The following is a 22,246-nucleotide window of genomic DNA, read 5'->3' as shown; positions in this document are numbered from 1 at the left end:
CGCTCAGGCTGCCGCCTCCGGGCCGCGGAAGGTGCGCCGGTACTGGTGCGGAGTGGTGCCCAGGGACCTGACGAACTGGTGCCTGAGGGCCGCCGCCGTACCGAATCCGGTGCGCCGGGCGATCGCGTCCATCGTCTCGTCCGTCGCCTCCAGCAGCCGCTGGGCCAGCAGGACGCGCTGGCGCAGCATCCACCGGTAGGGAGTCGTGCCCGTCTCCTGCTGGAAGCGGCGGGCGAAGGTGCGCGGGGACATGCGCGCCCGGGCCGCGAGCCGGTCGACGGTGACCTCCTCGGCGAGGTGCTGCTCCATCCAGGACAGCACCTCGCCGACGGTGTCGCAGGAGGAGCGGGGCAGCGGCCGCTCGATGTACTGGGCCTGGCCGCCGTCCCGGTGCGGCGGCACGACCATGCGCCGGGCGATCCTGTTGGCCACCTCCGGGCCCTGCTCCTTGCGCACGAGGTGCAGGCAGGCGTCGATGCCGGCGGCGGTGCCGGCGCTGGTGATCACCGGGTCCTCGTCCACGTAGAGCACGTCGGGCGAGACGGCCACCCGCGGGTACTGGCGGTTCAGCTCGGCCGCGTGGTGCCAGTGGACCGCGCACCGCCGTCCGTCCAGCAGCCCGGCGGCGGCCAGCACGAACACGCCGGAGCACACGCTCAGGACCCGCGCGCCCCGGTCCACCGCCCGCCGCAGGGCCTCCAGCAGCTCGGGCGGGTACTCCCGGCGGGCGAAATCGCTTCCGGCCGGTACGGCGATCAGGTCGGCCTCCTCGAGCCGGTCCAGACCGTACGGCGTGGAGACGGAGAGCCCGCCGACGTGGGTGCTCAGCGACGGGCCCTCCGCCGAGACCACGGCGAAGTCGTACCTCGGCAGGCCCTCGTCGCTGCGGTCGATGCCGAAGACCTCGCAGACCACGCCGAGTTCGAAGGGGTGCGCGCCGTCGAGCAGGACGGCGGCCACGTTCTGCAGCATGCCGCCAGTGTGCCCTGCGGATGGCAGGAAATCGAGGCCCTACGGCAGTCCTGCCACTCCCGGTAAGGAGCATCCGGCGCGACAGTGGTGTCATGACCGGAAACCAGATCGAAGCCCTGATCGGAATGCTCGTGGCCTTCGGACTCCTGGCCCTCACGGTCCTCCCCTCGGCGATCGGCATCGTGCGCGACAAGCGCGTCGACCGTCAGCTCAGGGAGGCCCGGCAGGACGAGGGAGCGGGGAAGGAGACTCAGAAGTCCTCGGACAGGTCGACGGTGCCCTCCACCGCCACCTGGTACGCCGAGGGACGCCGCTCGAAGAAGTTGGTCAGCTCCTGAACGCCCTGCAGCTCCATGAAGGAGAAGGGGTTCTCGGAGCCGTACACCGGGGCGAAGCCGAGGCGCGTCAGGCGCTGATCGGCCACGCACTCCAGATACTGCCGCATCGAGTCGGTGTTCATGCCCGGGAGGCCGTCGCCGCACAGGTCGCGCGCGAACTGCAGCTCGGCCTCGACGGCCTCCCGCAGCATGTCGGTGACCTCCTGCCGGAGCGCGTCGTCGAACAGCTCCGGCTCCTCCCTGCGCACGGTGTCGACGACGTCGAAGGCGAAGGACATGTGCATCGTCTCGTCCCGGAACACCCAGTTGGTGCCGGTGGCCAGGCCGTGCAGCAGGCCCCGGCTGCGGAACCAGTAGACGTAGGCGAAGGCGCCGTAGAAGAACAGGCCCTCGATGCACGCCGCGAAGCAGATGAGATTGAGCAGGAAGCGGCGGCGGTCGGCCTTGGTCTCCAGGCGGTCGATCGACTCGACCGAGTCCATCCACTTGAAGCAGAACCCGGCCTTCTCGCGGATGGACGGGATGTTCTCCACGGCCGCGAAGGCGGCGGCGCGGTCGTCCGGGTCGGGCAGGTAGGTGTCCAGCAGCGTCAGGTAGAACTGGACGTGGACGGCCTCCTCGAAGAGCTGGCGGCTCAGGTACAGCCGGGCCTCGGGGGAGTTGATGTGCTTGTAGAGGGTGAGCACCAGGTTGTTCGCGACGATCGAGTCGCCGGTGGCGAAGAAGGCCACCAGCCGGCCGATCAGATGCTGCTCCATGGGGCTCAGCTTCGCGAGGTCGGCGACGTCCGAGTGGAGGTCGACCTCCTCGACGTGCCAGGTGTTCTTGATGGCGTCCCGGTAGCGCTCGTAGAAGTCCGGGTAGCGCATGGGGCGGAGGGTCAGCTCGAAGCCCGGGTCGAGCAGGTTCTTCGTGTTGTCGGTCATTACTGGCAGGCCTCGCAGGACTCGGGGTTCTCCAGGGAGCAGGCGACCGCTTCGGGGTCCGGGGCGGCCTGCACGGGGACGGTGGCTCGGGCGGCGGCGCGGGCGATGCGGGTGGCCGGGCGGGAGCGCAGGTAGTACGTGGTCTTCAGGCCCCGCTTCCAGGCGTACGCGTACATCGAGGAGAGCTTCCCGATGGTCGGCGTCTCCAGGAACAGGTTCAGCGACTGGGCCTGGTCGAGGTACGGGGTGCGGGCGGCGGCCATGTCGATCAGGCCGCGCTGAGGGATCTCCCAGGCGGTGCGGTACAGCGCGCGGACGTCCTCGGGGATCCAGGTGAAGTCCTGCACCGAGCCGCCCGCCTCGCGCAGCGCCTCGCGGGTGCGGGCGTCCCAGACACCGAGCCGCTTGAGGTCGTTCACCAGGTACGAGTTGACCTGGAGGAACTCGCCGGAGAGCGTCTCGCGCTTGAACAGGTTGGACACCTGCGGCTCGATGCACTCGTAGGCGCCGACGATGGAGGCGATGGTGGCGGTCGGCGCGATGGCGAGGAGCAGGGAGTTGCGCAGGCCGGTCGCGGCGATGCGCTCGCGCAGCGCCGCCCAGCGCTCCGGCCAGGCGGGCTCGACGCCGTAGTGGTCGGGGTGCAGCACGCCCCGGGCGGTGCGGGTCTTCTCCCAGGCCGGCAGCGGGCCGTTGCGCTCGGCGAGGCCGGCGGACGTCTCGTACGCGGCGAGCATGATCCGCTCGGCGATGCGGGTGGAGAGGGCCTTGGCCTCGGGCGAGTCGAAGGGCAGGCGGAGCTGGAAGAAGACGTCCTGGAGGCCCATCGCGCCGAGGCCGACCGGGCGCCAGCGGGCGTTGGAGCGGCCCGCCTGCTCGGTCGGGTAGAAGTTGATGTCGACGACCCGGTCCAGGAAGGTGACGGCGGTGCGGACGGTGGCGTCCAGGCGCTCCCAGTCGAGGTCGCCGCTCGCCCGGTCGACGAACGCGCCGAGGTTGACCGAGCCCAGGTTGCAGACCGCCGTCTCCCCGTCGTCGGTGACCTCCAGGATCTCCGTGCAGAGGTTGGAGGAGTGGACGACGTGGCCCGGCTCGGCGGTCTGGTTGGCGGTGCGGTTGGCGGTGTCCTTGAAGGTCATCCAGCCGTTGCCGGTCTGCGCGAGGGTACGCATCATGCGGCCGTACAGCTCGCGGGCGGGAAGGGTCCTGCGGGCGAGCCCCGCCGCCTCGGCCTTGCGGTAGGCGGCGTCGAACTCCTCGCCCCACAGGTCGGTCAGCCCGGGCACGTCGGCGGGGGAGAAGAGCGACCAGGGGCCGTCGGCGTCCACCCGGCGCATGAACTCGTCCGGCACCCAGTGGGCGAGGTTCAGGTTGTGCGTGCGGCGGGCGTCCTCGCCGGTGTTGTCCCGCAGCTCCAGGAACTCCTCGACGTCCGCGTGCCAGGTCTCCAGGTAGACCGCCGCCGCGCCCTTGCGCCGGCCGCCCTGGTTCACGGCGGCGACCGAGGCGTCCAGCGTCTTCAGGAACGGGACGATGCCGTTGGAGTGCCCGTTGGTGCCGCGGATCAGGGAGCCGCGGGAGCGGATGCGGGAGTAGGCGATGCCGATGCCGCCGGCGTGCTGGGAGAGGCGGGCCACCTGGTGGAGGCGGTCGTAGAGGGAGTCCAGCTCGTCCTTGGGGGAGTCGAGGAGGTAGCAGGACGACATCTGGGCGTGCCGGGTGCCGGAGTTGAACAGGGTGGGGGAGGAGGGCAGGTAGTCGAGGCGGCTCATCAGCCCGTACAGGGCCGCGACCTCGTCGACCGAACGCGCGGTGTCGTCCTCGGCGAGTCCGGCGGCCACCCGCAGCATGAAGTCCTGGGGCGTCTCGACGACCTTGCGGGTGATCGGGTGCCGGAGCAGGTAGCGGCTGTGCAGCGTGCGCAGCCCGAAGTAGCCGAAGCGGTCGTCGGCGGCCGGGTCGATCAGCGCGTCCAGGCGGTCCGCGTGCAGCCGTACGAACGCGGCGGTGCGGTCGGCGATCAGGCCCTCGCGGTGGCCGGTGGCGACCGACCCGGTGAAGGAGGTGACGCCCTGGGAGGCGGCCTCGGCGCGGATGGCGACGGTCAGCAGGCGGGCGGCCAGCCTGGAGTAGACCGGGTCCTCCGAGATGAGTCCGGCCGCCGCCTCGGTGGCCAGTTCGCGCAGCTCGGCCTCGTCGGCGCGGGCGGACCGGCCGCGCAGCGCGGCGGCGGCCACCCGGCCGGGATCGGCGCCGGGGAGGTCGGCGGTCAGCTCGGTCAGGGTCCGCAGCAGCGCGGCACCGGGGCCGTCGGGCTCCTCGGTCGCTGAAGTCGTCACCGGAGTCGCTGAAGCCGGATCGGCTGGCGCGATGGTCACGTGGAGCACTCCCTCGCTCGGCACGGGGCCTGGCGGAGGGCAGGGGGCAGCTCACGAGCGCACACGGCGTCGCGTCCACCGGCCCACTCCACGAGGCCCGGACGTCAGGCACCCGGACCGGGACGGCACGGGCGCACTGTCGGCAGGTCCTCGGACTGGACATGCGTGTGCACCCGTGCGGAGACGCGCGGATACACACAAGTACACCGTTGCGGGACAGTTCCGGATTCGCACCGGATTCCCCTGCGGCGACAGCGAGCACGAGCATACATCTTGTGCCGCGTTCGGTGAGCACCCCCAGATGTTGTGTCGCGGAGGGGCCGCCGAGGGGTGGCGCTGGTGTCAGAGCGTCAGTTCGTAGGTGAGGAGCGTGATGCCGTCGAGTCCCGGCAGCGGGTTCCAGTCGCGGTCGGGCGTGCGGGCGAAGCCCATCCGTTCGTAGAGGCGGTGGGCGCTGCGCATGGCGCGCTGGGTCGACAGCACGACGCGCGCGCAGCCCTCGACGGCCCGGGCACGGTCGACGCAGGTCCGTACGAGGGCCTCGCCCACCCCGCGTCCGCGTGCCTCGCGGGCGACGGCGAGCATCCGTACCTCGGCCTCGCCCGGCCGGGCGATGTCGGCCATGGGGCCGCCGGACGGCACGAAGGTCACGCCGCCGAGCACCCGGCCGTCCGCCGCGGCGACCAGCACCTCGGCGGCCGCCGCACGCTTGGCGACGTTCCTCAGCTCGCCGAGGTACGCGTCGCTCTCCCCGAAGTCGAGGAGGCCGTCCCGCAGATACGCCTGCGCGGTGATCTCACCGAGGGTGTCGTACTCGTCCGTCGCCGCCTGCCGGATCACGAAGTCCATGCAGCCGAGTGTGCCCGACGGGTACGGCGGCGGGCCGCCGGATTTCTCCGACGGCCCGCCGCGTTGTCGGGGATCAGTGCGAGGTGCCCGCCGTGGCCGGCGGCAGCTCCACTTCGACGCCCGGGTCGCCCGCGTCCGCCGTGTAGTCGCCCGGCTTGGTCTCGTCGACGCCGTCGGGCGCCTTGACCGCCCTCATGACGAAGGTCAGGACCACGGTGACCAGGACGTTCAGCACGAAGGCGGTGAGGCCGATGTAGCCGATCTCGCCGATGCCGGGGATCTCGTCGGAGGAGCCGCCGAAGTGCTTCTGCGTCGGCGAGGCGACACCGTACGCGGCGACCGTGCCGTAGACCATGCCGACCGCCCAGCCGCCGAGCAGCGCCCAGCGGTGGAACCAGCGGGTGAACAGTCCGCCGACCAGAGCCGGGAAGGTCTGCAGGATCCAGATGCCGCCGAGCAGCTGGAAGTTGATCGCGACCGTCTTGTCCATGCCCAGGACGAAGACCAGCGCGCCCACCTTCACCAGCAGGGACACCAGCTTGGAGACCTTGGTCTCCTGGGCCGGGGTGGCGTCCGGCTTGATGAAGTCCTTGTAGATGTTGCGGGTGAAGAGGTTCGCGGCCGCGATCGACATGATCGCCGCCGGGACCAGCGCGCCGATGCCGATCGCCGCGAACGCCACGCCGGCGAACCAGTCCGGGAACATGTTCTCGAACAGCTGCGGGATCGCCAGCTGCCCGTTCTCCACCTCGACCCCGGCCGCGATCGCCATGAAGCCCAGCAGCGCGAGCAGGCCGAGCATCAGCGAGTACAGGGGCAGGATCGTGGTGTTGCGGCGGATCACCTCACGGCTGCGCGAGGACAGCGTCGCGGTGATCGAGTGCGGGTACATGAAGAGCGCCAGCGCCGAGCCGAGCGCCAGCGTGGCGTACGTCCACTGGCCGCCGTGATCCGGCACCAGCCCGCCCTTGCCCGATTCGGTGAACTTGTCGCCCGCCGCGGCGAAGATGTCGTCGAAGCCGCCGAGCTTGATCGGGATGTAGATGATCGCCACCGCGATGACGATGTAGATCAGGGTGTCCTTCACGAACGCGATCAGCGCGGGCGCGCGCAGCCCCGACGAGTAGGTGTACGCCGCCAGCACGCCGAAGGCGATCAGCAGCGGCAGGTCCTTGACGAACCAGTTGGTGTCCTCGCCGCCGCCGACGCCCATCACGTCCAGCACGGCCTGGATGCCGACCAGCTGGAGCGCGATGTACGGCATCGTCGCCAGGATGCCGGTCAGGGCGACCGCCAGCGACAGCCCCTTCGAGCCGAACCGGCCGCGCACGAAGTCCGAGGTCGTCACGTACCCGTGCTTGTGGGAGACCGACCACAGCCGCGGCAGGAAGGTGAAGATCAGCGGGTAGACCAGGATGGTGTACGGCACCGCGAAGAAGCCGGCCGCGCCCGCCGCGTAGATCGCCGCCGGGACGGCCACGAAGGTGTACGCCGTGTACAGGTCGCCGCCCAGCAGGAACCAGGTGACCCAGGTGCCGAACGAGCGGCCGCCGAGACCCCACTCGTCGAGGCTCTGGTCGTTGGCGGCCCGGCGCCAGCGGGCGGCCAGGAAGCCCATGGCGGTGACGAGGACGAAGAAGAAGATGAAGACGGCGAGCGCGACGCCGTTCACGCCGTCGTTCACTTGGCCCCGCCTTCCCGGCGGGCGCGCTGGTCACGCTGCCACAGCTGGTACGCGATCACGGTGAGCACGGTGGAGATGAGCACCCACGCCATCTGGTACCAGTAGAAGAACGGGATGCCGATGAAGGCCGGGTCCGTCCTGGCGTACGAACCGACCCACAGCATGGCGACGAACGGTGCGACAAGGCAGAGGCCGATGACGACGCGCACCGGTGTCACCACCGGTCCTCTGCTCACTTCCGGGGCTTGTGACATGTGGTGGCTCCGTCCCCTTGCTGATCACCTGGTGCAGTGCGCACGAAATGTAGGTGACGGCGTCGAGAGAGCGGAACCCCTCGTCCGCATATCGGTCCTGAACTGCCACTTCGCAGTCCCGGCTGCCGGAATATGTCGGATACGCGCCCCGGCCCCGGCCCCGGTCCTAGTCCTGGGGCCGCTTGAGCCGGGCCACGAACTTGTAGCGGTCGCCCCGGTACACCGAGCGCACCCACTCCACCGGCCGGCCCGTCGTGTCCTGCGAGTGCCGGGAGAGCATCAGCATGGGCAGACCGACGTCGGTGCCGAGCAGGCCGGCCTCGCGCGGGGTGGCCAGCGAGGTCTCGATGGTCTCCTCGGCCTCGGCGAGGTGGACGTCGTACACCTCGGCGAGCGCCGTGTAGAGGGACGTGTACTTCACCAGGGAACGGCGCAGGGCCGGGAAGCGCTTGGCCGACAGATGGGTGGTCTCGATGGCCATGGGCTCGCCGTTGGCCATGCGCAGCCGCTCGATGCGCAGCACCCGCCCGCCGGCCGTGATGTCGAGCAGTCCGGCGAGCCGGTCGTCCGCCGTGATGTAGCCGATGTCCAGCAGCTGCGAGGTGGGTTCGAGCCCCTGCGCCCGCATGTCCTCGGTGTACGAGGTGAGTTGCAGGGCCTGCGACACCTTGGGCTTGGCGACGAAGGTGCCCTTGCCCTGGATGCGCTCCAGGCGGCCCTCGACGACCAGTTCCTGCAGGGCCTGGCGCACCGTCGTGCGCGAGGTGTCGAACTCCGCGGCCAGCGTGCGCTCGGGCGGGACCGGGGTGCCCGGCGCCTGGGTCCGGGTCATGTCGAGCAGGTGCTTCTTCAGTCGGTAGTACTTGGGCACGCGCGCGGTACGGACGGTCGCCCCACCCTCGTTCTCCGCACTGCTGACGTCGGTGCTCATGCTCTGCCTTCCCGGCTCCGGGTGCCGAAGCGACCGATATCCCTTGTCGGCCACGGCCCACATCGTGGCACGGCTTCGCGCGGGACGGGCCCGCACGCTCCGTGATCCCTTCTGTATACCTCCGCGCCCCTTGTTGGTCTAGTCCACAGCGCCGCCGGACGTCGCTGGTACGCGCGTTCGGAACCGTACCGGCACGTCGTTCCGCGGGCAGTGGTACACCCGGTCCCGGTCCGTCCGTTCTGCCGCTTGCGCAATGAAAGGTCCCTGCATATCTCGGTCGCATCACGGAGGGGAGGAGCGTGCTTGCGCACCCTTGACAGCCCTATTGGTCTGGGCCAAGCTCCCGGTACTGGTCTACACCATTGGTCCAGGTCCCGGCCCCATGGGCGGTCCGCGTCGACGAGCAACCGCGGGGAGGCAGGGGGGTTTTGTGGCATCCCTGAGGAGGGTGGCGTGAAGCGCAAGCTGATAGCCGCGATCGGTATCGCGGGCATGATGGTCTCGATCGCGGCGTGCGGGGGCGACGGCGAGGACGACGGCAAGAAGGCCGGAGCGGACGGATACGCCGGTGAGACGCTCACCGTGTGGGTGATGGACGGCTCCTCGCCCGACGACTGGCAGGCGGACCTCGCCGAGGAGTTCGAGGCGAAGACCAAGGCCAAGGTCAAGTTCGAGATCCAGAAGTGGAACGGCATCCAGCAGAAGCTGACCACCGCCCTCTCCGAGGAGAACCCGCCCGACGTCTTCGAGATCGGCAACACCCAGACCCCGGCGTACGCCAAGACCGGCGGCCTGGCGGACCTGAGCGACCTGAAGAGCGAGATCGGCACCGACTGGTCCGAGTCCCTCAACAAGTCCGCCGTCTTCGACGGCAAGCAGTACGCCGCCCCGTGGTTCGTGGTCAACCGCGTGGTCATCTACAACAAGAAGATCTGGGCGGACGCCGGTATCAAGGACACGCCCGAGACCCGCGACGAGTTCTACGACGCCCTCAGGACGATCGGCGAGAAGACCGACGCCGAGCCGATCTACCTGCCCGGCCAGAACTGGTACCACTTCGTGGGCCTGGCCATCGGTGAGGGCGCCGAGCTGGTCAAGAAGGACGGCGACACCTACGTCTCCAACCTGGACGACCCGAAGATCGCCGCCGCCACCGAGACCTACAAGAAGTTCCAGGCCCTGTCCAAGGCGCCCAAGGACAAGGACGAGGCCACCCCGCAGCAGGGCGAGATCTTCGCCAAGGGCAAGACCGGCGCCATCATCGGCATGGGCTGGGAGGGCGCCACGGCGATCACCACCAACCCGGCGATCGAGAAGGACCTCGGCTACTTCACCATCCCGGGTGCCACGGCCGACAAGCCCGAGGGCGTCTTCCTCGGCGGCTCCAACCTGGCCGTCGCCGCGGGCAGCAAGAAGCAGGACCTCGCCAAGGAGTTCCTGAGGATCGCACTGTCCGACAAGTACGAGGGTGCGTTGGCCAAGGCCAACGGCGTCATCCCGAACAAGGAGTCGCTCCAGGGCAACCTGCAGGGCAACGCCGCCGCCGAGGCCGCCGCACCGGCCGCCTCCGGGGGTGACACCACGCCTCTGATCCCGGAGTGGGCCGCGGTCGAGAACGACCCCAACCCGATCAAGACGTACCTGACGGCCGTGCTGAAGGGCAAGTCCCCCGCCGAGGCCGCGGAGCAGGTCGAAGGCGAGTTCAACAAGCGCCTGGCGCAGCAGCAGTAACCCCGGGTGAGAGCAGGGACGGGGGCCGGCACGCGACCGGCCCCCGCCCCGGCGTTGAGCTGAACAGGTCGAGAAGAGAGAGACCGCGAGCATGACCGTGCAGACCGAACGGCCGCCCGCAGGCCCGTCGGACGTCCGCAAGGCGGATGGCGAGGGGACCGGCAGGCCGAAACCGAGAGCCGCCTCGCGCGCCGGCGCGCTCGTCCCGTACCTGTTGCTGCTGCCCGCCTGCGCGGCCACGGTGCTCCTGCTCGGCTGGCCGCTGGTGAAGGACGCCCTGCTGTCCTTCCAGAACCTCAACATGACGCAGCTGATCCAGCACGTCACCGAGTGGACCGGCTTCGACAACTACACAGAGGTCCTCACCGGCGAGGACTTCTGGCGGGTCACCGGCCGTTCGATCGTCTTCACCGCGGTCAACGTCGCCCTCACCATGGTGCTGGGCGGTCTCGTCGGCCTGCTGCTCGCCCGCCTCGGCAGGGTGATGCGGCTGGTGCTGATGATCGGCCTGGTCCTCGCGTGGGCCATGCCGGTGGTCGCCGCGACCACCGTCTACCAGTGGCTCTTCGCTCAGCGCTTCGGCGTCGTCAACTGGGTCCTGGACAAGCTCGGCTGGCACTCCATGGCCGACTACAGCTGGACCGGCAGCCAGATGTCGACCTTCTTCGTCGTCACCGTGCTGATCGTCTGGATGTCCGTCCCGTTCGTCGCGATCAACCTGTACGCGGCCACCACCACCATCTCCGGCGAGCTGTACGAGGCCGCCGCCCTCGACGGAGCCGGCGCCTGGCGCAGCTTCACCACGGTCACCCTGCCCGTCCTGCGGCCGTTCCTCTACGCGACGACCTTCCTGGAGATCATCTGGATCTTCAAGGCGTTCGTCCAGGTCTACACGTTCAACGGCGGCGGCCCGGACCGTCTCACCGAGATCCTGCCCGTCTACGCCTACATCGAGGGTGTCGGCAACCAGCACTACGGCATGGGCGCGGCGATCGCCGTCCTGACCATCCTGATCCTGCTCGGCCTGACCGCCTACTACCTCAGGATTGTGCTCAAGCAAGAGGAGGACGAGCTGTGAAGCGCTCGCTCTTCGGCCGCCTGTGGCCCAACGCCACGGCCGTCGTCCTGTTCATCGGCCTCGTCTTCCCCGTCTACTGGATGTTCGCCACGGCCTTCAAACCGACCGGCGACATCATCTCGGAGGACCCGGTCTGGTTCCCGACCGACGTCACCTTCGAGCACTTCAGGACCGCGGTCGACGCCGACCACTTCTGGACGTACGTCACCAACTCGCTCGTCGTCACCGTGTGCGCGGTCGTCTTCTCGCTGGTCATCGCGCTGGCCGGGGCGTTCGCCCTGGCACGGATGCGGTTCAGGGGGCGGCGCGGCTTCATCGTCGGCTTCATGCTCGCCCAGATGGCGCCCTGGGAAGTCATGGTCATCGCGATCTACATGATCGTGCGCGACGCGTCCATGCTGAACAGCCTGGTGCCGCTCACCCTCTTCTACATGATGATGATCCTGCCCTTCACCATCCTGACGCTGCGCGGCTTCGTGGCCGCCGTGCCGAGGGAGCTGGAGGAGTCCGCGCTGGTCGACGGCTGCACCCGGGCCCAGGCGTTCCGCCGGATCATCCTGCCGCTGCTCGCCCCGGGCCTGATGTCCACCTCGATGTTCGGCTTCATCACCGCCTGGAACGAGCTGCCCCTCGTCCTGGTCGTCAACAAGGAGGCCGAGGCCCAGACCCTGCCGCTGTGGCTGACCAGCTTCCAGACCGTCTTCGGCGACAACTGGGGCGCGACCATGGCCGCCTCGTCGCTCTTCGCCATCCCGATCCTGATCCTCTTCGTCTTCCTGCAGCGCAAGGCCGTCAGTGGCCTGACCGCCGGCGCCGTGAAGGGATAACGCCACCCGATGACGACAATCGCCAGCGGCACCGACACGCTCACGCGCGACGCGCTGACCGTCCTCCAGCCCGGTTTCACCGGCACCACCGCCCCCGACTGGCTGCTGCGCAGCCTCGGCGAGGGGCTGGCCTCCGTCGGCCTGTTCGGGCGCAACATCGCCTCGGCCGGACAACTGGCCGCCCTCACCGCCCAGCTGCGCGCCGAACGCGAGGACGTGCTGGTCGCCATCGACGAGGAGGGCGGCGACGTCACCCGCCTGGAGGTGCGCACCGGCTCCTCCTTCCCCGGCAACCTCGCCCTCGGCGCGGTGGACGACGTCGGACTGACCCGGGAGGTGGCCGCGGAACTGGGCCGCCGGCTCGCGGCCTGCGGGGTGAACCTCAACTGGGCCCCGTCCGCCGACGTGAACTCCAACCCGGACAACCCGGTCATCGGGGTGCGGTCCTTCGGGGCCGGTACCGACCTGGTCGCCCGGCACACCGCCGCCTACGTCACCGGTCTTCAGTCGGTGGGCGTGGCCGCCTGCACCAAGCACTTCCCCGGGCACGGCGACACCGCCGTCGACTCCCACCAGGCCCTGCCGCGCATCGACGTGGACGCCCACGTGCTGGCCGAACGCGACCTGTTCCCGTTCCGCGCCGCCATCGCCGCCGGCAGCCGCGCGGTGATGAGCGCGCACATCCTGGTCCCGGCCCTGGACCCGGACCGGCCCGCGACGTTGTCCCGGCGCATCCTGACCGAGCTGCTCCGCGGCGAGCTGGGCTACGAAGGCCTGATCGTCACCGACGGTATGGAGATGCGCGCCGTCTCGGCCACGTACGGCATCGAACGCGGCAGCGTCCTGGCCATCGCGGCGGGCGCCGACGCGATCTGCGTGGGCGGCGGGCTGGCCGACGAGGAGACCGTACGACGGCTGCGCGACGCCCTGGTCGCGGCCGTCCGCTCGGGCGAGCTGCCCGAGGACCGCCTGGCCGACGCGGCGCAACGGGTCCGCGCCCTGGCCGGCTGGACCGCGGCCCGCCGGACGGACACGGTCCGGACCACGGGTGGTGCCGACGGCGACGTGGGCCTGCGCGCCGCCCGACGCGCCCTGCGGATCACCGGCGCCGACGGCTTCACCCCCCTCACCGAACCGCCGTACGTCGCCGCGCTCGCCCCCGTCGCGAACATCGCGGTCGGCGACGAGACGCCCTGGGGCGTCGCCGCCGAACTCTTCCGTCTGCTGCCCGGCACGGAGACCGGCAGCTTCACCGGGCCGGACGCGGGGAAGGAGGTGCTGGCCGCGGCCGGTCCGCGCCGCATCGTGGCCGTCGTCCGCGACGAGCACCGTCACCCCTGGATGGCGGCCGCACTCGACGCCCTGCTGGCGGACCGTCCCGACACGATCGTGGTCGAGATGGGCGTCCCCCGCGCCGCACCGCGCGGGGCCCTCCACCTGGCCACCCACGGCGCGGCCCGCGTCTGCGGCCTGGCGGCGGCGGAGGCCGTCACGGGCGGCTAGCGCGTATCCCGGTCGGCACGACGCGGGCGCCGGTCCCCTCGCCGAGGGGGCACGGCGCCCGCGTCGTGCGGTGAGGGCTCGGCCGGCGGGTCCTCGCACGGACACCGGGAGGGCCCGCCCGCGGGGACGCGGGAGGTCCCACCCGCGGTGTGCTCGCGCCCGCCCCCCCCGGGTGCGGACGCGAGCACACCCTCGGCGGTGGGGAGGGCGCTGTTCCTGGTGGTGGGGGAGGGCGGTGCTCCTGGCGTCGCGGGAAGGGGCGCTGCTTTTGGTGGTGGGGGAGGGCGGTGCTCCTGGCGTCGCGGGAAGGGGCGCTGCTCCTGGCGGTGGGGGAGGGCGGTGTTTCCGGCGGTGGGGAAGGCCGCCGCTCCCGGCCACGGCGAAGGGTCCCGCCCCCAGCGGCAGCGGAGGGCGCCGCGCCATGGCGACGGGGACCAGCGCCCTTCCTGTACGTGGCCGCCCGGCCTCACCGGCCTGCACGTGGCCGCGCGGGCCGGGGCGCGCTCAGATGCCCTGCCAGTCCGGCTTGTGCGCGAACGTGTGCCGGAAGTAGTCGGCGAGCTTCAGCTTGGAGGCGGCGGCCTCGTCGACGACGACCGTGGCATGCGGGTGGAGCTGGAGTGCGGAGGCCGGGCACAGGGCAGCCACCGGACCCTCGACACTCGCCGCGACCGCGTCCGCCTTGCCCTCGCCGGTGGCCAGCAGCACCACGTGCCGGGCCTCGAGGATGGTGCCGATACCCTGCGTGATCACGTGGTGCGGGACCTGCTCGATGTCACCGTCGAAGAAGCGCGCGTTGTCGACGCGGGTCTGCTCGGTGAGCGTCTTGATCCGGGTCCGCGACGCGAGCGAGGAGCACGGCTCGTTGAAGCCGATGTGCCCGTCGGTCCCGATCCCCAGCAGCTGGAGATCGACTCCGCCGGCCCGGCCCAGTGCCTCGTCGTACGCCTCGCACGCCCCCTGGACGTCGGTGGCCGTGCCGTCCGGGCCCATGAAGGCGTCCATGCCGAGTCCCAGCGGTTCGAGCACCTCCCGCCGCAGCACCGAGCGGTACGACTCGGGGTGCTCCGCGGGCAGCCCCACGTACTCGTCGAGCTGGGCGATCCGCGCCCGCGCGGTGTCCACGGCACGCGAGCGCACCTTGGCCGCCAGTGCCTCGTACACGGGCAGCGGCGTGGAACCGGTGGCCACCCCGAGCAGGGCGTCGGGCTTGCGCCGGAGCAGCTGCGCCATGGCCTCGGCTATCAGCTCGCCGCCTGCCTCGGCGTCGGGAACGATGACAACTTCCACGCTTGCCTGCCGTTTCGAAGAGAGGACTCACCCGGGGTCCGGGACTGGCTGTGTGGGGCCCTATGTGGTTTAGACCAATCTAACAGAGCTGGGCCTCACGAGCGCGTCGAACCGGCCGGGTGAGTGGCTGCCTCACGTCAGCGAACCGCCTGTCGCGTCCACCCAGCTCCCCGTGACCCACCGTCCCGCGTGCGAGGCGAGGAACGCCACCACGTCGGCCACCTCGGCCGGAGCGCCGACCCCGCCCAGCGCGGACAGAGCCGCCGCCCGGTCCCAGCCGTCCGCGCTCCCGTGCAGCAACTCCGCCGTGTTGTCGGTCTCGATGATGCCGGGCGCCACCGAGTTCACCGTGATGCCGCGGGCGCCCAGCACCTTGGAGAGGTCGCGCGAGAACACGTCCAGCGCGCCCTTCGTCATCGAGTACGCCATGTTGTCCGGCATGACCGCGGTGCGGGCCAGCCCCGAGGAGACGTTGATGACCCGGCCGCCGTCGCGCAGCCGGCCCATGCCGTGCTTGAGGATGAAGAACGGCGCCTTCACGTTGACGGTGAAAACCGCGTCGTATTCGGCTTCCCCTATCTCCCCGATGGGACGCGTGTTCCCGATCCCGGCGTTGTTCACCAGGATGTCCAGTCCGTCGGCGTGCCGGTCGAACTCCTCCCACAGGGACTCCGCCGCCCCGGAGGCGCTCAGATCGGCCCGGAGCGCGAACGCCGAGCCGCCGGCCGCCTCGATCGCGGCGACCGTCTCCTTCGCCGCCGCCTCGTTCCTGCCGTAGTGCACCGCGACGCGTGCGCCGTCCTGTCCCAGCCGCTCGGCGATGCCCCGTCCGATGCCCCTGCTCGCGCCCGTGACGAGTGCCGTCCTGCCGGTGAGCACGCCCATGGGACGCCCCCCTTCGCTTTTTCCTAGTGGTCGCTACAGAAATGACCGTACAGCACCCCCGCGTCATATCTCTAGTGCCCGCTATAAAATGCACTCCATGGTGAGCAGCGAGCAGAGCGAACGGGCGGAGGCGCCCGCGCGAAAAGGTGTGGCCAGGACCCGCGGCCGTCCCCGCTCCTTCGACCGGGCGACGGCCCTGGAGAAGGCGCTGATGGCCTTCTGGGAGCACGGTTACGAGGCCACCTCCGTGTCCGACCTCACCCGGGTCATGGACATCGGCGCCCCGAGCCTGTACGCCGCCTTCGGCGACAAGCGCACGCTTTTCGACGAGGTCGTCCAGGAGTACGGCGTGCGGTACGGCGCTTTCGGCGCCCGTGCCTTCGACGAGGAGCCGACCGCGCGTGCCGGGGTGGAGCGGATGCTGCGCGAGGCCGCCGTCGAGTACACCGTCCCGGGCCGGCCGCACGGCTGCCTCGTCATCCACGCGGCCGCCAACTGTTCGACGCCCGAGGTCGGGGAGGCCCTCCGGGAGCGGCGCAATGCCAACATCACCGCGATCGAGGACCGGATCGCGGCCGACGTGGCCGCGGGCGTGCTGCCGCCGGGCACCGACGCCCCGGCGCTCGCCCGGTACGTCGGCGCGATGATCCAGGGCATGTCCCAGCAGGCGCGCGACGGCGCGAGCCGGGCGGATCTGGAGGCGCTCGCGGAAATTGCCCTGGCTGCCTGGCCCCGCGTGTGAGCCAACAGGGTTAGGCTTCTGCCGGGCACTCGGGTGACCGAGTGGCCGGCAGGGCATGACAAGAACGAACGGCGTCCCTCGCATGGACACGGTGAGTGGTCTAGTCCACAATGGCAACGGGTGACACTTACCGGAATGCTCACGCAAGGTGATCGTCAGACTTCCGCCTTCCCCGCACAGGAGGGCGGACCGAGGAACCGGTGCTCTCTGCCCTGACTGCCCCGGCTCCTCATCCTTCGGCCGACCGGGACCGCACACCCCACGGCCGTTGTTGCTCCGGGCTGCGGTGCCGGGAGGGTTGAGGGTCCCTCTCAGGCGCCGCGGCCCGCGGGTGTCTCCGGGGCCGTTTCCGGGGCCCGGGCCGACGGCATCCGGCTGGTTTCGATCGCTGTCCGTACCGCCAGGTACGCTCGGCCACGTGCCCTCCATGAACGAACTCGCACGCCAGCACACAGCGCTCGACGACTCCGACCTCGAGTGGCTCCACCTGCTGGTCTCGGAGTGGCAGCTTCTCTCCGACCTCTCCTTCGCCGACCTGGTCCTGTGGGTCCCCACCCGCGACGGCACACGCTACGTCTCGGTCGCCCAGATGCGCCCCAACACCGGGCCGACCTCCTACCAGGACGACATGGTGGGTCATCTCGTCCCGCGCGGCCGGCGCCCCATGCTCGACGCCGCCCTGGACGAGGGCCGGATCGTGCGCGAGGGCGATCCGGAGTGGCGCGAGGAGGTCCCGGTCCGCGTCGAGTCCATTCCCGTGCGGCGGCAGGGGCGCGTCCTCGGCGTCATCGCCCGCAACACCAACCTGCTCACCGTGCGCACGCCGAGCCGTCTGGAACTCACGTACCTCCAGAGCGCCTCGGACCTCGCCCAGATGATCGCGGCCGGTGCCTTCCCGTTCGAGAACCAGCAGGTCGACATGGACGCCTCGCCCCGCGTGGGCGACGGCCTGATCCGGGTCGACGGGGACGGCATCGTCCAGTACGCCTCGCCGAACGCCCTGTCGGCGTACCACCGCATGGGTCTCGCCGCCGACCTGGTCGGCCACCACCTCGGCCGTACCACCGCCGAACTCGCTCCCTCCCGCGGTCCCGTGGACGAGGCGCTCGCCAAGATGGCCAGCGGCTGGGCGCCCCGCGAGTTCGAGATCGAGGCGCACGACGGGGTGATCCAGTTCCGCGCCATCCCCCTCAAGCCCAAGGGCACGCGCATCGGTTCACTGGTGCTCCTGCGCGACGTCACGGAACTGCGCCGCCGTGAACGTGAGTTGATCACCAAGGACGCCACCATCCGGGAGATCCACCACCGGGTGAAGAACAACCTCCAGACGGTGGCGGCCCTGCTGCGCCTCCAGGCCCGGCGCATCGAGTCCGACCGGGGGCGCGAGGCACTGGAAGAGGCCGTGCGCCGGGTCGGATCGATTGCGATCGTGCACGAGACGCTGTCCCAGAATCTGGACGAGCGGGTGGAGTTCGACGAGATCGCCGATCGCGTGCTGGCGATGGTGGCGGAGATCTCGCCGGGCAAGGTCACCGGCCGGCGCTCCGGACGCTTCGGCATCCTGGACGCCGAGGTGGCGACTCCGCTGTCGATGGTCCTGACCGAGGTTCTGCAGAACGCCCTGGAGCACGGCTTCCGTGAGGGCGACACCGGCACGGTCGAGGTCTCCGCGGTCCGCGGCGGTACGACGAAGGAGGCGCGGTTGCTGGTCACCGTCCAGGACGACGGCGTCGGCCTGCCCGAGGACTTCGACCCGCACCGCTCCGGCAACCTCGGCCTGCAGATCGTCCGCACCCTGGTGGAGGGTGAGCTGGGCGGCTCCTTCGACATGGTCCCGGCCCCGGACCGCGGCACCCGGGTGATCCTCGACATCCCGGTGCCCGCGGCGAAATAGGCGGAGCAGGGAAGAGGGGACGCGGGGGAGGACGAGGGAGGACCGGCCGGCGCGAGACCGGGACCGGACTCCGGACAGCACCGGACTCCGGACGGCAAAAGGCCTCGGACCGGTGAAGGTCCGAGGCCAGTGCTCGTGCGATGCATCTGCGCATCGGGTCCTGCGCGCTGCGGCTCGGGAGCGGGGGTGGCGTACTCGCTGTACGCGCCGCCAAGCTCAGGCTGTCAGCAGGGGTGGATGGTCAGGCGGAAGCCTGACGAGCCCGGTTGCGGGCGGCGCGGCGCTTCATTGCGCGGCGCTCGTCCTCGCTGAGTCCACCCCAGACGCCGGAGTCCTGACCGGACTCGAGCGCCCACTGCAGGCACTGCTCCATGACAGGGCAGCGACGGCAGACGGCCTTGGCTTCCTCGATCTGCAGCAGCGCGGGACCGGTGTTGCCGATGGGGAAGAAGAGCTCGGGGTCTTCTTCGCGGCAAACGGCGCGGTGACGCCAGTCCATGGCTGCTACCTCTCCTTGGTATTACATGCGGGATGCTTGTGAATGTGAACGCTTTCACGAAACCCTCAACAAGGGAAGGGCCTACCGCCAGGTTGCCCGGCGTGGTCCTGTGATGTGAAGAGGGGTTCCGGTGATCTGTGGAGGCTGGTGTTGCGGGCCGTCCCGATCGCCAAGAAGAGACTCGCAAACCTCGGCGGCGGATACAACCCCTTCCGGAAAGTTTTTTTTGATTCTTCGGTGTCGACTAGGTCACAGCCGTACTTCCATGGGGTGGACCCTGGTCTAAACGTTCGAGTGAAAGGACTTTCGCCGCTTCTGCTCACACAATCACACGCAGTGCACGGCGTACGCCTGTGAACGTCACGCTGGTTCGCAGCCCCAGGTGGTCACCGTCCATCTGGAGGGGGAGCGGGACCTTCGAATGCAAGGTGAAGCCGGTCAGGTCGTGCAGGGAGACGGCGTGCCGGCCCCGGGGTCCGTGCTCGGGGGACGAAGTGAGCAACTGGGTGCCATACCGGGCAACCGCGCCCGTGGACAAACGGCTGAGACCGAAGACGTCGAGCCCGGTATCGAACGAGGCCTTAGGTGACGCATAGATGGGGCGATTGCCGAGAAACGTCCAGGGGCAGGTGTTCGAGACTATGGACAGCACCAGATCGGTGACCGGGTCCTCGCCCGCCCGCTCCAGGGTGATCGTCCCGCTGCGGCGGTGAGGTTCGCCGATGAGTGCGCGCACGACCTGGCGGACGTAGAGGGCGTGTGTCGACTTCCTGCCGCGCTCGCGGTGCTGCTCCACGCGGCCGACCACGCCGGCGTCGAAGCCGAGCCCGGCGTTGAAGGTGAACCAGCGGGACGGCACCGACTCGTCCTCCGAGCCCGGCGTGCCCGAGGCCAGGCCCAGCCCGACGGTCCGCTCGCTGCCCTCGCGCAGGGCGTCCAGCAGGGCGCCGGTGGCCTCGACCGCGTGGTTGGGCAGGCCGAGGGCGCGGGCGAAGACGTTGGTGGAACCGCCGGGGACCACGGCGAGACGGGGCAGCTGCCCGGGGGCGGGGCCGGCGTGCAGCAGTCCGTTGACGACCTCGTTCACCGTGCCGTCGCCGCCGAGGGCGACCACCAGCTCGATGTCGTCGCTCTGCGCCGCCTGCCGGCCGAGGTCGCGCGCGTGGCCGCGGTACTCGGTGGTCACCGCCTCCAGCTTCATCTCGCTCGCGAGCGCGTGGATCAGCACGTCGCGCGTACGCGCACTCGTGGTGGTTGCCGCCGGATTGACCACGAGAAGTGCACGCATGGTCTGCAGGGTACCTACTGGGGGGTACCCGGCCCAGTCCGAGGTGGGATCCGTGCGGGCCCACGGGCGCCGGTGACGCACGGGGCGCGCGCACGGGCGCCGGCGTACCGAGGGCTACCCTTCAGGGGTGAGCAGTGAGCAGAACCCCAGCCCCGAAACCGCCGAGGAGCACGGCCCCCGCCCCGGCCGGCTGACCGCCGCGGCCGCGCTGGCCGCACTGGAGGGCCTGGCGCTCGTCGTCGGCGGCGCCTGGATGCTCGTGGGCGGTCTCACGGGCCACCCCGACGACCGGACCTCGGCCCTCACCGGCGGCGTCACCCTGATCGTCCTCGCCCTGCTGCCGCTGCTCGCCGCCCGCGGGCTGATCGCGCGGCGGGGGTGGAGCCGGGGTCCCGCCGTCATCACGCAGATCATGGCGCTGCCCGTGGCCTACAACCTGCTGCAGGCCGACAGCGTGGCCATCCCGGCGGGCATCGTGCTCGGCGTCGTGGCCGTCACGGCGCTGGTGCTGCTCGTGAACCCCACGACCACCCAGGCCCTCGGCATCCGCGGACCCGGCGGCGCCGGGAAGTAGAGCGTCCCTGCGGCGGCGACCGGGCGCGACCGCCGCCCGGCGCTCCCGGGCGCGGACGACTACTCCTCGACCAGCAGCTTCTCGCGCAACTGGGCCAGCGTGCGGGCCAGCAGGCGCGACACGTGCATCTGCGAGATGCCGACCTCCTGCGCGATCTGCGACTGGGTCATGTTGCCGAAGAAGCGCAGCAGCAGAATGCGCTTCTCCCGCGGCGGCAGGTCCTCCAGCAGCGGCTTGAGCGACTCCCGGTACTCGACGCCCTCCAGGGCCTCGTCCTCCGCGCCCAGGGTGTCCGCGACCGCCGGGGACTCGTCGTCGGTGTCCGGGACGTCCAGGGAGAGCGTGGAGTACGCGTTGGCCGACTCCAGGCCTTCCAGGACCTCCTCCTCCGAGATCGCCAGCTTCTCGGCGAGTTCGTGGACCGTGGGGGAGCGTCCGTGCAGCTGTGAGAGCTCCGCCGTGGCCGTCGTCAGGGCCAGCCGCAGCTCCTGGAGACGGCGCGGGACCCGCACCGCCCAGCCCTTGTCCCGGAAGTGCCGCTTGATCTCGCCGACGACCGTCGGGGTCGCGTACGTGGAGAACTCCACCCCGCGGTCCGGGTCGAAGCGGTCGACCGACTTGATCAGTCCGATCGTGGCGACCTGGGTGAGGTCGTCCAGGGGCTCCCCGCGGTTGCGGAAGCGGCGAGCGAGGTGCTCGACGAGCGGCAGGTGCATGCGGACCAGCCGATTGCGCAGCTCCGCGTACTCGGGGCTGTCCTTGGTCAGGGTGCGCAGCTCGGCGAACAGGAGACGCGCTCCGCTGCGGTCCTGCGGGTCGTGCCGCGTGCCCCGGGTGCCCCATGCAGCCGGTGCGCCGTCCTCGGAGTGTCGCTCGTGCTCGCTCATCGTCCCGCCCGTCGCCCTTTCCCGAGCCCTCGCCTCCGCTCGGACGGGCCGCACGGGGGTGTCCCCGGTCCGCTGCCCGTCACCGGGGACGACGGCCCCGGGCGAGGTCTCGTCCTCCGGATGCGGCCGGGCCTGATCGGGGATGCCGTCGATGCCGTCCGCCATCCGCCGGGCCTCGTTCTGAGAACGTGTGCCCTCGGCCGGCAGCTCCCGTGTACCGCGCTCTTCGTCCCGCACCGGCCCGTCCCCGTTCCTCACGCCGGCCCGGGTCCCGCGCCGCGCTGTTTGTAGAGGCTGATCGAAACGGTTCTGTCCTCGTCCACGGCCGAGGAGACCTTGCCCGCGAGGGCGGAGAGCACGGTCCACGCGAAGGTGTCCCGCGAGGGGGCGTGGCCGTCCGTGGTCGGCGCCGAGACGGTGACCTCGAGCGAGTCGTCGACGAGGCGGAAGACACAGCTGAGCACCGAGCCGGGCACGGCCTGCTGCAGCAGGATCGCGCAGGCCTCGTCGACTGCGATGCGCAGGTCCTCGATCTCGTCGAGGGTGAAGTCCAAACGGGCTGCGAGGCCGGCCGTCGCCGTACGCAGCACCGACAGGTAGGCACCCGCGGCCGGCAGCCGGACTTCGACGAAGTCCTGGGTCGCGGGCTCGCCTGCGATCTGGGACACCCTCACCTCCAAGGTGGTACAAGCGTTACCGGGCCGAGGATCGCCCTC

21 protein-coding genes and 1 riboswitch are annotated in these 22,246 nt (G+C 70.6%); of the genes, 8 read left to right on the top strand and 13 right to left on the bottom strand.

Annotated elements, in window-relative coordinates; genetic code table 11:
• Positions 1 to 3 precede the first annotated feature (3 nt).
• A complete protein-coding gene (locus ACVV2G_RS04585; protein ID WP_453841272.1) occupies positions 4 to 972 on the bottom strand; it encodes a helix-turn-helix domain-containing protein in 969 nt (322 codons plus the stop codon).
• A gap of 92 nt (positions 973 to 1,064) precedes the next feature.
• Here ACVV2G_RS04585 and ACVV2G_RS04580 point away from each other — a divergent pair, with 92 nt between their 5' ends.
• Positions 1,065 to 1,310: a hypothetical protein gene (locus ACVV2G_RS04580; RefSeq protein WP_453841271.1), complete on the top strand. Its 246-nt coding sequence runs from the start codon at positions 1,065 to 1,067 to the stop codon at positions 1,308 to 1,310.
• Here the strand turns inward: ACVV2G_RS04580 and ACVV2G_RS04575 are convergent.
• The 6 genes from ACVV2G_RS04575 to ACVV2G_RS04550 all read right to left on the bottom strand — a co-directional run bounded on the left by ACVV2G_RS04575 (position 1,223) and on the right by ACVV2G_RS04550 (position 8,332).
• Positions 1,223 to 2,236, bottom strand: a complete 1,014-nt coding sequence (locus tag ACVV2G_RS04575; protein ID WP_453841270.1) for a ribonucleotide-diphosphate reductase subunit beta — start codon at positions 2,234 to 2,236, stop codon at positions 1,223 to 1,225. The two genes, ACVV2G_RS04580 and ACVV2G_RS04575, sit on opposite strands and share 88 nt — an antisense overlap.
• Entirely contained in the window at positions 2,236 to 4,614 is a 2,379-nt protein-coding gene (locus ACVV2G_RS04570) for a ribonucleoside-diphosphate reductase subunit alpha (protein WP_453841269.1), read from the bottom strand. The genes ACVV2G_RS04575 and ACVV2G_RS04570 overlap by 1 nt, the downstream gene beginning before the upstream one ends.
• A 124-nt stretch (positions 4,615 to 4,738) precedes the next feature.
• Positions 4,739 to 4,882: riboswitch (cobalamin riboswitch) on the bottom strand.
• Between the two features lie 74 nt (positions 4,883 to 4,956).
• Complete coding sequence (locus ACVV2G_RS04565) at positions 4,957 to 5,463, bottom strand: GNAT family N-acetyltransferase (protein WP_453841268.1); 507 nt, start codon at positions 5,461 to 5,463, stop codon at positions 4,957 to 4,959.
• 73 nt (positions 5,464 to 5,536) lie between these two features.
• Positions 5,537 to 7,147: a monocarboxylate uptake permease MctP gene (gene mctP, locus ACVV2G_RS04560; protein WP_453841267.1), complete on the bottom strand. Its 1,611-nt coding sequence runs from the start codon at positions 7,145 to 7,147 to the stop codon at positions 5,537 to 5,539.
• Positions 7,144 to 7,401 (bottom strand): DUF3311 domain-containing protein, encoded by a 258-nt coding sequence (locus ACVV2G_RS04555; protein ID WP_453841266.1) that lies wholly within the window; start codon positions 7,399 to 7,401, stop codon positions 7,144 to 7,146. Before ACVV2G_RS04555 ends, mctP begins: the two co-directional genes overlap by 4 nt.
• Before the next feature lie 166 nt (positions 7,402 to 7,567).
• Positions 7,568 to 8,332 (bottom strand): GntR family transcriptional regulator, encoded by a 765-nt coding sequence (locus ACVV2G_RS04550; protein WP_453841265.1) that lies wholly within the window; start codon positions 8,330 to 8,332, stop codon positions 7,568 to 7,570.
• 453 nt (positions 8,333 to 8,785) lie between these two features.
• Between ACVV2G_RS04550 and ACVV2G_RS04545 the strand changes: the two genes are divergently transcribed.
• From ACVV2G_RS04545 to ACVV2G_RS04530, 4 genes are all read left to right on the top strand, one after another.
• Entirely contained in the window at positions 8,786 to 10,063 is a 1,278-nt protein-coding gene (locus tag ACVV2G_RS04545; RefSeq protein WP_453841264.1) for an extracellular solute-binding protein, read from the top strand.
• Between the two features lie 91 nt (positions 10,064 to 10,154).
• Positions 10,155 to 11,141 (top strand): carbohydrate ABC transporter permease, encoded by a 987-nt coding sequence (locus tag ACVV2G_RS04540; RefSeq protein ID WP_453841263.1) that lies wholly within the window; start codon positions 10,155 to 10,157, stop codon positions 11,139 to 11,141.
• Positions 11,138 to 11,968, top strand: coding sequence for a carbohydrate ABC transporter permease (locus tag ACVV2G_RS04535; protein ID WP_453841262.1), 831 nt, complete (start codon positions 11,138 to 11,140; stop codon positions 11,966 to 11,968). Before ACVV2G_RS04540 ends, ACVV2G_RS04535 begins: the two co-directional genes overlap by 4 nt.
• Before the next feature lie 9 nt (positions 11,969 to 11,977).
• Positions 11,978 to 13,471 carry a glycoside hydrolase family 3 protein gene (locus ACVV2G_RS04530; protein WP_453841261.1) on the top strand — a complete coding sequence of 498 codons (1,494 nt, stop codon included), beginning with the start codon at positions 11,978 to 11,980 and terminating at the stop codon, positions 13,469 to 13,471.
• A gap of 504 nt (positions 13,472 to 13,975) precedes the next feature.
• Here ACVV2G_RS04530 and nagB read toward each other — a convergent pair.
• Together nagB and ACVV2G_RS04520 are read right to left on the bottom strand one after the other, a co-directional pair.
• On the bottom strand, positions 13,976 to 14,761 hold the full coding sequence (gene nagB, locus ACVV2G_RS04525) for a glucosamine-6-phosphate deaminase (protein WP_453841260.1): 786 nt from the start codon (positions 14,759 to 14,761) through the stop codon (positions 13,976 to 13,978).
• Between the two features lie 132 nt (positions 14,762 to 14,893).
• Entirely contained in the window at positions 14,894 to 15,646 is a 753-nt protein-coding gene (locus ACVV2G_RS04520; RefSeq protein ID WP_453841259.1) for an SDR family oxidoreductase, read from the bottom strand.
• Between the two features lie 97 nt (positions 15,647 to 15,743).
• Between ACVV2G_RS04520 and ACVV2G_RS04515 the strand changes: the two genes are divergently transcribed.
• Together ACVV2G_RS04515 and ACVV2G_RS04510 are read left to right on the top strand one after the other, a co-directional pair.
• Positions 15,744 to 16,388 (top strand): TetR/AcrR family transcriptional regulator, encoded by a 645-nt coding sequence (locus ACVV2G_RS04515; protein ID WP_453841258.1) that lies wholly within the window; start codon positions 15,744 to 15,746, stop codon positions 16,386 to 16,388.
• Positions 16,389 to 16,806: 418 nt separating this feature from the next.
• Positions 16,807 to 18,282 carry a sensor histidine kinase gene (locus ACVV2G_RS04510; protein ID WP_453841257.1) on the top strand — a complete coding sequence of 492 codons (1,476 nt, stop codon included), beginning with the start codon at positions 16,807 to 16,809 and terminating at the stop codon, positions 18,280 to 18,282.
• A gap of 241 nt (positions 18,283 to 18,523) precedes the next feature.
• Here the strand turns inward: ACVV2G_RS04510 and ACVV2G_RS04505 are convergent, their stop codons facing one another.
• On the bottom strand, positions 18,524 to 18,781 hold the full coding sequence (locus ACVV2G_RS04505; RefSeq protein WP_003973730.1) for a WhiB family transcriptional regulator: 258 nt from the start codon (positions 18,779 to 18,781) through the stop codon (positions 18,524 to 18,526).
• Positions 18,782 to 19,100: 319 nt separating this feature from the next.
• Positions 19,101 to 20,069 (bottom strand): diacylglycerol/lipid kinase family protein, encoded by a 969-nt coding sequence (locus ACVV2G_RS04500; protein WP_453841256.1) that lies wholly within the window; start codon positions 20,067 to 20,069, stop codon positions 19,101 to 19,103.
• Positions 20,070 to 20,196: 127 nt separating this feature from the next.
• On the opposite strand from ACVV2G_RS04500, the gene ACVV2G_RS04495 reads away from it, so the two are divergent.
• Positions 20,197 to 20,643: a hypothetical protein gene (locus ACVV2G_RS04495; protein ID WP_453841255.1), complete on the top strand. Its 447-nt coding sequence runs from the start codon at positions 20,197 to 20,199 to the stop codon at positions 20,641 to 20,643.
• Between the two features lie 59 nt (positions 20,644 to 20,702).
• Here ACVV2G_RS04495 and ACVV2G_RS04490 read toward each other — a convergent pair whose 3' ends face one another.
• Positions 20,703 to 21,767 (bottom strand): RNA polymerase sigma factor SigF, encoded by a 1,065-nt coding sequence (locus ACVV2G_RS04490; RefSeq protein WP_453841254.1) that lies wholly within the window; start codon positions 21,765 to 21,767, stop codon positions 20,703 to 20,705.
• Positions 21,768 to 21,784: 17 nt separating this feature from the next.
• The gene (locus tag ACVV2G_RS04485; RefSeq protein WP_006136266.1) at positions 21,785 to 22,198 is read right to left on the bottom strand and encodes an ATP-binding protein; all 414 of its coding nucleotides are present in this window, start codon (positions 22,196 to 22,198) and stop codon (positions 21,785 to 21,787) included.
• Between the last annotated feature and the right edge of the window lie 48 nt (positions 22,199 to 22,246).

Source organism: Streptomyces sp. JK94 (genome assembly GCF_053613315.1).
This window is presented reverse-complemented; position numbering and strand designations above follow the sequence as displayed.

Coding starts and splice junctions, on each gene's coding strand:
- ACVV2G_RS04520 (WP_453841259.1), bottom strand. CDS start 15,646: ATGGGCGTGCTCACCGGCAGGACGGCACTCGTCACGGGCGCGAGCAGG.
- ACVV2G_RS04550 (WP_453841265.1), bottom strand. CDS start 8,332: ATGAGCACCGACGTCAGCAGTGCGGAGAACGAGGGTGGGGCGACCGTC.
- ACVV2G_RS04515 (WP_453841258.1), top strand. CDS start 15,744: ATGGTGAGCAGCGAGCAGAGCGAACGGGCGGAGGCGCCCGCGCGAAAA.
- ACVV2G_RS04500 (WP_453841256.1), bottom strand. CDS start 20,069: ATGCGTGCACTTCTCGTGGTCAATCCGGCGGCAACCACCACGAGTGCG.
- ACVV2G_RS04580 (WP_453841271.1), top strand. CDS start 1,065: ATGACCGGAAACCAGATCGAAGCCCTGATCGGAATGCTCGTGGCCTTC.
- ACVV2G_RS04555 (WP_453841266.1), bottom strand. CDS start 7,401: ATGTCACAAGCCCCGGAAGTGAGCAGAGGACCGGTGGTGACACCGGTG.
- ACVV2G_RS04540 (WP_453841263.1), top strand. CDS start 10,155: ATGACCGTGCAGACCGAACGGCCGCCCGCAGGCCCGTCGGACGTCCGC.
- ACVV2G_RS04565 (WP_453841268.1), bottom strand. CDS start 5,463: ATGGACTTCGTGATCCGGCAGGCGGCGACGGACGAGTACGACACCCTC.
- ACVV2G_RS04575 (WP_453841270.1), bottom strand. CDS start 2,236: ATGACCGACAACACGAAGAACCTGCTCGACCCGGGCTTCGAGCTGACC.
- ACVV2G_RS04530 (WP_453841261.1), top strand. CDS start 11,978: ATGACGACAATCGCCAGCGGCACCGACACGCTCACGCGCGACGCGCTG.
- ACVV2G_RS04505 (WP_003973730.1), bottom strand. CDS start 18,781: ATGGACTGGCGTCACCGCGCCGTTTGCCGCGAAGAAGACCCCGAGCTC.
- ACVV2G_RS04585 (WP_453841272.1), bottom strand. CDS start 972: ATGCTGCAGAACGTGGCCGCCGTCCTGCTCGACGGCGCGCACCCCTTC.